Genomic DNA, 11454 nt, shown 5'->3' with positions numbered 1-11454 from the left:
AGGTAAGACAAAGTTGATTGGAGCGGGTGTTCGAGACTCCTGCTTAGAAAAGCGCGTCTAGGGGAGACACCAAAGGCGAAAGCCGAGGAGGCTCCCCGACCGCCCGCGGAAAGCGAGTGCCCTACGTTCCAATCAACGGCCAAATTGTACAACTCATAAAAAATAGACAAACTCGATTTTCCTCGAGTTTGTCTACAGGAGCTCCCATTGGGGAGCTCCGAAATTTTCATTATTAAATCATTTTTAGTAAAGCCCTGAATTCATGATCCCTAGCCAGATTTTTGACCTTCTCGCGATCATACTGATAAACCGCATCGTCCAAAGAGCATGAAATTGGTACATCACATTTTATTTCGGCCAGTTTTCTGGATAAATGAAGCATATCTACGGCAGATTCAATCTTAGCTCTCTGCCCGTTTGTCAATGAAGCAACATTTTCAAGAATCCCTTCGATATTTTGATACTGAATCAATAATTTCAACGCTGTCTTCTCCCCAATTCCTTTAACTCCGGGATAGTTATCAGCTGTATCGCCCATTAAAGCTTTTAAATCGATCATTTGTCTTGGAGTGATCCCTTTCCATTCATAAAAGCTATCAGGATTATGAACTTCATAGTTACCATATCCTTTTTTTAACAATAGTACAGAAATATTTTCTTCTATCAACTGGAGCATATCTTGATCGCCTGTCAATATACCCACCCGGCTATGTTGGGCAGATGCCTTCGCAATTGTCCCGATACAGTCATCCGCTTCATATCCAGAGAGCCCTATGTTAGGGATATCAAATGCTTCAACCGCTTTTTTCGCTAAGTCGAATTGAGGGATCATTTCGACCGGAGCTTCTGAACGATTAGCCTTGTATCCATCAAATAATTCATTTCTGAAAGTCTTGCTGCCCATATCCCAGCACACCGCTACATGGCTAGGTGAAAAATGATTCACCGCTGTCAGCATATGCTTCAAAAAACCTTGGACGGCATTGGTCGGGATGCCTTTGGAGTTAATCATGAATTGACCAGTAACGGCCGTTGCATAAAAAGCTCTAAATAAAAGCGCCATTCCATCGACAAGCATAAAGGATGGATGCTGCTCATTTTCTTTCATTAACACATTATCACCTCTATCATGATGTACATCCATTTTAACATAACTATCCTCTTTTTTAAGGATCGTTTAATTGGAAAAAATATTATTCAATCGGATTATCATCATAGGAGATCCAGTCACTGAAACTGCCAACATATATCTTCACATCTTTAAAGCCCGCTTCTTTCAGGGCGATATAATTGGGAGATGCCGTTACACCTGAACCACAGTAGACAATGATTTCCTTATCCCTGCCAATGTCTGTGAAATTTTCCTGAAGATCTTCCTTGTTTTTATAATAGCCATTATCCAAAACGTTCGTCCACACCTTATTAACTGCACCAGGTATATGGCCTGCTTTTTTATCAATCGGCTCCTCGATTCCCTCGTACCGTTTAGATTCCCTTGAATCCATTAAAACGATATGGTCAGGCCTATTCATTGTATAGTCCTTCACTTTTTGAAAAGATGCAAGCACGGTTTCATTTAAATCGATATGATATTCTCTAGTACTATTATTCGTTTGATTCGAGTCAATCGGATAGCCCGCATCCTTCCAGGCGCGATACCCCCCGTTAAGAACATAGACTTTCTGGTGCCCAAGATAGCTTAGCAGCCAGACAAACCTAGAAGCAAAAGAACCTTCCCCCCCATCATAAGCAATAAGCACCGTATCATTGGAGATTCCATTTGATTCTAGTTTATCTTTAAACTTTTCCAGGTCAGGAAGAGGATGTCTTCCGCCGTGTTTAAGAACTTGCCCCGATAAATCCTTTTCGAGATCGAAATAAACAGCGCCGGAAATATGTTCTTTCTCGTATTCATTATGCCCTGCATCAGGAGAACCCAGCTGAAAGCGGCAGTCACAGATCCTGATATCACTAGAATTCAACAATGGCAACAGCTCTTCTTTTTCCATTATATAACCCATATGCATAGCCCCCTATTTCAAAATGGTCCAAATTAATTGATTAAGCTCCGTTTCCATGTTCTTCCCTGGAGGAAGCTTATTTATTTCATTCTTTAAGGAAAGTGATTTCCCTTCTAATAATGAAAGATTCTTTTCGCTTTCATTGTTGCTTATAAATTCTTCCTTTTGTTTTGCTTTAAATATTCGGGTCATCCTGGTTTTCATTTCTTGATCGATGGTAACCGATTCAAGTAATTCCCAAACGGATAAAGGTGGCAATGCCCCCTTTTGGATGATATGTTCCAGGATTAAATACGAACGGTAAACTTGTACCCATGTTTTTAGTCCTTTTCTTTCAGAGTCCCTTGTTTTTGTCAATTGTTGAAGGTTGTCGCCCATCATCCGATAGTAATGATGTCCTAGTGTCTTTTGGGAATAGCAATCCGCTATCAAACCATTCATCTTCCTATAATAATCCGGATGTGTAATCAGCTTGATTGGTGACTGAAATAATTCAAATAGTGCAGGATTACTCTTTATCGTAAGACGGGATGATTTAAATAGATCCCAGCCTTCCATGTCATATATGTTTTCTTTCAAATGAATCACTTCAACTGCAGGACTCAAGCTGAGGTAAGATCGCTTATCATTATGAACATATATAAACCGAACATCGATATCCGAATGGACGGATGGTAAACCAAAAGAATGGCTGCCAGTAACAGCAGCCATCAAAATGGTCATATTCTTTTTTATTTCCAGGATTTTCAATTTTGAAATAAGGTTTTCTTTCATGAATGAACCTCGTTTCTATTTCGAATGCATTTTTGCCAATTCAGCTACTGCATTTTCATAATACGGTAAATCTACCGTTTCCTCCATTGCTGCACGTAAACCTGCAAAGATCTCCGATATTTCCGTCTTAAACTCTTTTTGAATCGCAAGTAACTCTTGATCAAGGACTTCATTATACATTTCGAAAATCCGCTCACCCTGTCCTTTTACATACATTAGGGCAGGATCATCCAAACGCTTCTGAAGCCCTTCGCTCATTTTCAATTTCTCATTTTTTTCAAAGAAAGATTTTGGATTTTTAAATAACGCCAATTCCTTTTTGAATTCCCCAATTTCCAATTGGACAAAAGCTCCTGTGAATTCAAGGGACTCCCTCTCATTAGGTTCATAAGGCTGTAATGAAAGGGTTTTTCTTACTTTTTGAATTTGCTGAAGCAAACTGCTTTGTTTCTCGTTCAGCAATTTATTTACGAACATTTCCGTCCTTAAAGCCGTTGCCCGCATTTCCTGGGCAAGGTCAAAGCCCAACGCATCCAATAAGTTCTTCATCGCTTGCTTGAGGACAATTTTCAGATCCCCCCCATCATCCTTTAAGACGGCCGGGTTGAACGATTCCTTGAAGAAATCATTAAATCGGAAAAAGACCCGTTGCTTACTATAGAAAGTCAATTCATCGATTTCTTTTTTCAAACGTTGCTTTTCCGCATCCCCTTTAATGACAGAGAGCAGTTCCGAAATGGACTGTGCCTCATGTGAAAGGGAGTCCAGAGCTTTTCGTTTTGCCTTTTCATCCTGCATGGAAGCTGCAATTACATCACGGAGCAGTTCTTCCGTTCTTTTTACGGCCGCTTTAGCCGATTCGATTGCAAGTCCAGTTAAATCGTTTTCGATGAAAGCATCGAATTGGTCTTGGAATTCCGAAATACCGCTATTTTGAAGGAATGAATGCTTAAATGAACCAGGCGTCTGTTTTTCCATCAATGCTCCCTTACTCGTAAGCGGGAACAGTTTTGGAAAACGGATTCCGAATCCATTCAATTGATCTGTGACATAATCCATCACTTCGTCCAATTCGTCAGTGGTTTGTGCAAGATCGACTGCATTGACAATGAAGAACATCTTATCCATCGCGAAAGAATCTTTTACACGTCCAAGTTGTATCAAGAACTCCCTATCTGCCCGTGAAAATGGGTGATTATAATAGGTCACAAAAAGGATGGCATCCGAATTCTTAATATATTCGAAAGCTGCTCCTGTATGTCTGGCATTTATCGAATCCGCCCCAGGTGTGTCAACAAGCACCATCCCCTGCTTTGTCATTTCACAGTCGTAACGCAATTCAATCAAATCAACAAGGCACGACTTGGACTCTTCTGCAGCAAAACGTTTAAACCCTTCAAGATCTACCGTAATCACATTCCCTAAATCATCTTGGTGCTGGGGCATCCCTTGATGGAAAGCCCTTAAGAAGGATAAATGCGTTTTCCCTTTGTCAACTTCCCCTGCCTTCGCAATGATTTGCCCTGCTATGTGAAGTGCTTCATCCAGTGTCTTTGCCGATTTATCAAAAGCTGCCAAAGCCAGGCTCACATCTTCTAACAGCATCGCTTCCGTCTTTAATTTGACGGTTGCCGTTCCATGTGGATGCTCAGCATCTGAAGACATGATTTTGTTGATTGCCGCAGTTGTCGGATTAGGTGAAACAGGAAGGACACTTTCTCCCATCAGTGCATTGGCAAAGGAAGATTTACCCGCACTGAATGCACCAAAGAGGGCAACCGTGAAAGTCTGCTGTTCCAGGCGATTTGCCTTATCTGTCAATTCTTTATAAAGTGATTGAAATCCTCTCAAAGGCTGTATAAGCTTGGCTGCCTGATGTAAACTCGTTGCAGTCTCCATCAGCTTTTCTTTTCCGCGTAAATCAGCAGCATCAGATGAAGAAACAGCTATAGAAGGAACAGCTTCCTTACTTTCTATATCATGATCCGTTTCAGGTTGTTCGTCGACGTGCATTGAATTACTTCCTTTATCGATTCTCATGATTTTTACTGTAATATTTTTTTCTTCTTCATTCCATTGAGTTAAAAGCGTATCGATATCACGCTCATTAACTGATGTTTCAGTTTGATTGGCAATGGCCTCTAATCGTTCCGTTTGGTACTTGATTTCCGCGTTCATCGCCGCTGTAACTTTAAGGGCTTCCGCAAATTCGGAAAAACCTTCAAGTTCCTTATCTATGGATATAGACTGCTGTTCCACTATTCCTTCCATAACGGCGACCATTCCATTCAAAAATCCTTCAGATATTTCACGTGCTTTCTTCTTGATAGCTGAGGCTAAATCATTCGTATAGTTTAAAACGTATTCACCTGTAATATCGACTTGGGGCTTTAAAGAGTTTTTTATGTAGGCTTCCGTTACCTCGATATGAAGTCCCTGCGCCTTACTTTCAAATGTTGAATCATGGATTTCCGCTTGATTAAGCGTTTTAACCGCCAATTCTTTAAGATGCCATTCAAGCTGGGTTTTCACCTTTTCTTGTAAATCGGCCAAGAATGCTTTAATACGTTCCTCACGCTCGGCCTCAGTTTTTTTCTTGGCAAATAATAGACCCATTTTAAAATCCGGCTGAGCCGATTCCAAGAAAGATTTACCTAGGTCCCGTGTAGCCGCGGGCATGATGTATGCACTTTTCAAAATTGTTTCTAATGCATCAGCATATTGGACCTTGATGTCCTCTATTCGTCCAGTTAATGATTTTTTTTCTTTTAATAGGCTGTCCACTTGATTCGTCAACTGAATTCGCTCTTCATGAGGAAGGTCTGATAATACTTCTAAATCCTCGGCATGTTCCTCTTCATATTGTTCCTTCAGCCAAATAAGGTGCCTTTCGACAAGCGCTTTAGCCGATTGCATGATGGCATCTTTCCCATCATTCTGACCTTTGTCTGCCATTTCATATATAAATTGCCGAACGACTTCAATTTCATTTTCGCTATTGTTCAAATCTCTTACAGATGTATAAAAAATCCCATCAGGATATACATTCCAGTTCGCAAATGCTTCAGTAACGGAAAGCTTGAAGTCTTGGAAGCTAAGCTCATTCTCATCATGCTTATCGATCATATTGATAATTAAGTATGTCGGCTTTTCAGCCTCCAACAATTCTTTGGTGAATAGGAAGTTGACTTCTGATTGGACGTGATTATAATCCATAACATAGAAGACGACATCAGCTAAATGCAAGGCGGATTCCGTAGAAACTCGATGTGCATCATCCGTCGAATCAATTCCTGGCGTATCCATGATTGCACATGATTCCGGCATTGAAAAGTGATTGGAACTTATCGTTATTGCCGATACTGAATCACCATCCTTGGCAAATTTCTTGACCTCTTTAAAATCATAAGGTGCAGGAAATAAGACTGGAGGCTGATGATGGTAAAAGACTTTGGCATAGTCTTCCCCTTTTTGGACCTTTACCGTATTTGCACTCGTTGGAATCGGACTTGAAGGCAATACTTGATCACCAAGGAGAAAGTTGATCATACTTGATTTACCCGCTGAAAAATGCCCGCAAAAAGCAATGATGAACTCCTCATCATTCACTTTCATGATTAATTGTTTCAGTTTATCTGCATTGCCTGTATCGCCTGCCGATTGAAATTTATCATACATGGCAGTCAAAATCCCCAATTTGGACCGTTGTTTTACTGTTTCTTGAATCATGAATCCATACCCCTTAATCTATCGTCATTTTAATACTCTTATTGTAAACGATTTCGTTTGTTATTCATACAGTCAGCTTTAGTTTTACTTTATGATTTATTATAGGCCATGTTCAAAAAAAAACCACCTATTGGCGGATTCATGCAGTTTGATTCATATCTTGTTAATTCATTTGAATAAAACAGGCTCTTTTCGTAAAGATTGTTGTTTTTAAAACGAAACTATTTAAGGTTGATTGGAGCGAGCATCTGGAGGGGAAATCAACCACAACTCACTACCTGGTAAATAGCAACAAAGTATGTGAAAACAGCCATAAAAAAAACCAGGATGATTACCTGGTTGTAGGAGTGGGGTTAAATGCAGCTCGGTTTTCCATTGTTGACCCGGTAAAGGGTTTAACTGCCTTTGCCGGTTTTTGAATATTATTTAATACATGTTTCATCACAAAACCATATGTAGCGATTGTCAATAAAATGAATAACCAGACCATTACCAACACCATCCTCTTATATATTGAGTAGCTTTAGTTTTATTATAAAATTTATCGATATTTGATTGAGAATAATTTTCATCTTCATTTAGAATCTTATCATGAACGATAATCATTTTCAATAAGAAAATAAAGTTTTTATTATTTTCCCTTAAAAACCGTAGAATATTCCGTATGTTCCTTTAATGCCTTTTCTTCGAGGGGGATTCGAACCGCCATCATCCATGCGTTCAAAAAACTAAAGATTATAGCTGTATAATATGCATTGAATAATAAAGAAATAACTATAATCTCCGTTGCCACTATTATATAGTTCGGATGTTTGAAATATTTATAAGGACCTTTAATGACTACTTCGGCATTAGGAACCACTATGATTTTTGTATTCCAATGTTTTCCCAATGAACTGATCACCCAAATCCTTCCCGACTGCGCAATCAGAAAAAGGATCAGCCAAATCGGCCAAAGTCCAGCCACATCCCTTTCATAAGCGAGCACTTCAATAATGAGAACAATAAAAAAACTAAGGTGCATAAGAACCATCCATCTGTAATGGGACTCACCGTATTCTACAGCTCCTGCACCTTTCAACTGCTTTTCATTTTGTTTGGCAATATATAATTCAACCAGGCGCTGAATGGCAATCAAGACGATGAAAATGGCAAAGAGCATCATTCCCACCTCATTAACACAAGTTCAGATGAAAAACCAGGCCCCAATGCTGCAGCCAATCCCACCTCACCTTTATTCCCGCCACGCTGCATGAATCTCTCAAGGACGTACAAAATAGTTGCTGAGGACATATTTCCAAATTCTCTTAATATTCTCATTGATACTGCAGTCATGCTTTCATCGAATCCTAGGGATTCGTGATAAGCATCAATTACTTTTTTCCCTCCAGGATGGGCAATGAAATCTTTTATATCCCCGAGATCCATTCCATTTCCCGCTAAGAACTCTTGGACATTCGGTTTAAGCCAATCCTTGATGATTGTAGGGATATCTTTCGAAAATATCACATATAAGCCTTGGTCTTTAACATCCCACCCCATTACATCCAATGAATTTGGCATTAGCGTGGATTGCGAATCCAAAAATTTCAAATGTAGTCCTTTTCTTGAATACTGTTCATCCGGCACATCATCACCGCAAACCAAAACACAGCTTACTCCATCAGAGAATAAGGAGGTTCCAATTAAATTACTTTTGGAGATATCATTCCTTTGAAAAGTCAGACTGCATAACTCCACACTTAAAACAATGACCTTAGCCGTCGGGTACGCTCGGCAATATTCAAAAGCACGTGATAGGCCGCTCGCTCCCCCTGCACATCCAAGCCCCCATATCGGAATTCTTTTTGCATGCGGGTTAAATGGAAGTTCATTCATTATCCTGGCATCAATGGTCGGGGTAGCAACCCCTGTGCTTGATATAAAAAAGAAAGCATCTAGTTCGAATGCCTGCAGCTCTTCTTGTAAAAATTCTGGGTTGGTTAAACATTTTTCTATAGCCTCTTTCCCAAACTTTACAGCCTGCTTTATGTATAAATCATTCCGATCAGCAAAAGAATGATCCTTTTTAAACCAATCAAGATCATTTGAAAAATATCGATTTTCCACTTGTCCATTCGTAAAGGCCTTTAATAACCGATCTATACTCTTAAATGAGGATCCAAAGATTTCTCTTGAAAATTCCATGATTTTTTCCTGTGAAAGTAAATATGGTAGCTTTATATGTGATGCAGATAATAAATATGGCATGATCCCACCCCTTATTATTCATGATATGGTTAATATACCCACCAAGATATCATTTATGCTCTATAGCTTAATGGTCATCTAAGGTGAAACTCTTGAATTTTTCGCAGCAGAACTAAGACAACATGCTAAGCCGGCAATATCGCCACCTCCTTAGCATTTGCGAGAATACAATCATGGATTTTACACCTCCCGTCATTGAGGGCCAAACAAAAATGTATAGGTTTACATGAAGCAAGCAATTTACCCATTTCATTGGATGGCGTAGGCACCCTACATATCATCTCAATGATCAAAATGTAATTGGAAACAATAAAACCCCCTTACCTAGATAATCGGTAAGGGGGCTGCTTTCATTCTTCCTTCTTTACTGAAGATTGATTTTGTACTTGTATAATGATATTTTGAAACTCCTCTTTACCGCACACACTGCACCTATACTCCTGACTTAAAATGGTCCGACAATGAATACAATATTTTTTCTCCATCTCTATCACTACTTTCCTGAACATATACTATCAATATATTCAAAAAGTGACGAGAGTTTCCTTTTATCTGACAAAACTCCATTTCATTAAAAAACTTCATTTAACAATGATGAGTTTTCGGACTAATAAAAAATGCCCTCTAATCCTCATCATCTGTGGATTAGGGGGCATTTAATAGTTTACAGAATCTATTTTTAATCAGGCAACATTCTGTCTTTCAACACGGGCTTCCTTTACTTTCCCTTTTGTAGGGACGATGTTAAAGACGATATTCAAGAAAATGGCTGTCAAACTTCCAGCCACGATTCCATTATCCGTTAATATTTGAATGCTTTCCGGAATTTGAGCAAATAGCTCAGGAACGACCGTTACCCCAAGTCCCATACCTACGGAACAAGCGATGATCAATAAGTTTTCTTGAGAGGCAAAATCCACCTTACTTAACATCTTAATTCCAGCGGCAATAACCATGCCAAACATGGCAACCATTGCCCCGCCTAACACGGACGAAGGGATAATGGTCGTGAATGCACCAATTTTCGGGACAAAACCAATGAAAATGAGCATCCCTGCCGTTGTATAAATGACATTTCTTGTTTTAATACCCGACAATTGAATTAAACCGACATTTTGTGAAAAAGCTGTATAAGGAAAAGCATTAAACAAACCGCCAAGCATGATGGCAAGCCCTTCAGAACGGTATCCACGTGCCAGATCATCTTCCGAAATCTCTTTGTCCGTGATTTCTCCTAAGGCATAATAGACGCCAGTCGATTCCACTAAGCTGACTATCGCCACCAAAGTCATGGTAATGATCGCCGTGATGTTGAAAGTCGGAGTGCCAAAGTAGAAAAAATGTGGAAGATGCAACCAACTTGCACTTGCAACTGAGCTAAAATCAACTTTCCCAAGGAAGAAAGCTGCAAGAGTTCCGACTAACAGTCCTAATAATATAGAGATGGAGCGCACGAATCCCGTTGAGAATTTATACATGAAAATGATGAAAAGCAAAGTTCCAAAACCAAGGGCTACGTTATCCAAGGCTCCAAAGTCAGCAGCACCTTGTCCGCCCCCAAGATTGTTGATGGCGACAGGAATGAGTGTGATCCCGATGATCATAACGACTGAACCAGTAACGACCGGCGGGAAAAACCTAGCCAGTTTCCCGAAGAACTTACTAATTAAAACGACGATTAATCCCGACACTAAGATGGCCCCATAAATGGTGGTGACTCCATATTGGGTACCTACCGCAATCATTGGGCTGACTGCCGTGAATGTACAGCCTAGAACGACGGGTAGGCCGATTCCGAAGAATTTATTTTTCCAGACTTGCAATAAGGTCGCTATTCCACACATTAAGATGTCAATCGAAACTAAATAGGTTAACTGCGCAGCAGTTAAACCTAACGCTCCCCCAACAATCAATGGAACGACGATCGCACCAGCATACATTGCAAGAACATGTTGTAATCCTAAGGAAGCAACTTTTAATGGTGATTGATTAGACATTGACAGTTGCCCCTTCCATTTCCTCAACGAAAGTGATCTCACCGAATTTCAACTTCGCAATTCGTGCCAGGGATTCCACTTGAAACCCTTGTTCCCGAAGGTCCTTACCACCACTTTGGAATGCTTTTTCAATAACGATTCCGATTCCGGCCACTTCTGCTCCAACCTGCTCACAGATATCCACCAAGCCCCGGGCAGCTTGTCCGACCGCAAGGAAGTCATCGATGATCAGAACCTTATCACCAGCTTCTATATATTTATTGGAAACTGTAATTGTATTGGTTTCTTTTTTTGTAAAGGAATGAACGGACGCCGTCACTAAATCATTTGTCAAAGTAAGTGATTTACGTTTACGGGCAAAAATTAGCGGAACTTCCAATTCCAAGGCAGCCATCAAACCAGGTCCAATGCCTGAAGATTCAATGGTCAGCACTTTCGTTATTTCCTTTTGTTCGAAACGTTTAACGAATTCTTTACCTATTTCTTTCATCAGCATAGGATCCATTTGATGATTCAAGAATGAATCTACTTTTAAAATATCTTCTGATAAAGCTTGACCCTCGGACAAGATTTTTTCCTTTAAAAGTTGCATGAAGGTTCCTCCCAATCTTGGATGTTTATTGACCTATAAACCATGCAAATGTTTCCCAGATATAAAAAAGCCCAAGAAACATTGCAACACT

The 11454-nt window shown here is 39.9% G+C and carries 9 protein-coding genes; all 9 read right to left on the bottom strand.

What is annotated here, in order from left to right:
- Positions 1-232 precede the first annotated feature (232 nt).
- The 9 genes from AC1DVK_RS09610 to AC1DVK_RS09570 all read right to left on the bottom strand — a co-directional run bounded on the left by AC1DVK_RS09610 (position 233) and on the right by AC1DVK_RS09570 (position 11363).
- On the bottom strand, positions 233-1108 hold the full coding sequence (locus AC1DVK_RS09610; protein WP_477626362.1) for a 5'-3' exonuclease: 876 nt from the start codon (positions 1106-1108) through the stop codon (positions 233-235).
- Between the two features lie 85 nt (positions 1109-1193).
- Complete coding sequence (locus tag AC1DVK_RS09605; protein WP_410860492.1) at positions 1194-2021, bottom strand: sulfurtransferase; 828 nt, start codon at positions 2019-2021, stop codon at positions 1194-1196.
- A 12-nt stretch (positions 2022-2033) separates the two neighbouring features.
- The gene (locus AC1DVK_RS09600) at positions 2034-2795 is read right to left on the bottom strand and encodes a DNA polymerase beta superfamily protein (RefSeq protein ID WP_477626360.1); all 762 of its coding nucleotides are present in this window, start codon (positions 2793-2795) and stop codon (positions 2034-2036) included.
- Positions 2796-2810: 15 nt separating this feature from the next.
- Positions 2811-6524 (bottom strand): dynamin family protein, encoded by a 3714-nt coding sequence (locus AC1DVK_RS09595; protein WP_477626359.1) that lies wholly within the window; start codon positions 6522-6524, stop codon positions 2811-2813.
- A gap of 331 nt (positions 6525-6855) precedes the next feature.
- Positions 6856-7014, bottom strand: a complete 159-nt coding sequence (locus AC1DVK_RS09590; RefSeq protein WP_176431939.1) for a hypothetical protein — start codon at positions 7012-7014, stop codon at positions 6856-6858.
- Between the two features lie 141 nt (positions 7015-7155).
- The gene (locus AC1DVK_RS09585) at positions 7156-7686 is read right to left on the bottom strand and encodes an isoprenylcysteine carboxyl methyltransferase family protein (protein WP_410860488.1); all 531 of its coding nucleotides are present in this window, start codon (positions 7684-7686) and stop codon (positions 7156-7158) included.
- Positions 7686-8774: a type III polyketide synthase gene (locus AC1DVK_RS09580; RefSeq protein ID WP_410860486.1), complete on the bottom strand. Its 1089-nt coding sequence runs from the start codon at positions 8772-8774 to the stop codon at positions 7686-7688. The genes AC1DVK_RS09585 and AC1DVK_RS09580 overlap by 1 nt, the downstream gene beginning before the upstream one ends.
- 683 nt (positions 8775-9457) lie before the next feature.
- A complete protein-coding gene (locus AC1DVK_RS09575) occupies positions 9458-10771 on the bottom strand; it encodes a nucleobase:cation symporter-2 family protein (protein WP_477626358.1) in 1314 nt (437 codons plus the stop codon).
- Positions 10764-11363, bottom strand: coding sequence for a xanthine phosphoribosyltransferase (locus tag AC1DVK_RS09570; RefSeq protein ID WP_089363198.1), 600 nt, complete (start codon positions 11361-11363; stop codon positions 10764-10766). Before AC1DVK_RS09570 ends, AC1DVK_RS09575 begins: the two co-directional genes overlap by 8 nt.
- Between the last annotated feature and the right edge of the window lie 91 nt (positions 11364-11454).

Source organism: Peribacillus sp. P4_B1 (assembly GCF_056402395.1).
Note: the sequence above shows the minus strand (reverse complement) of the source record. Positions and strands in the feature narration are given on the sequence as shown.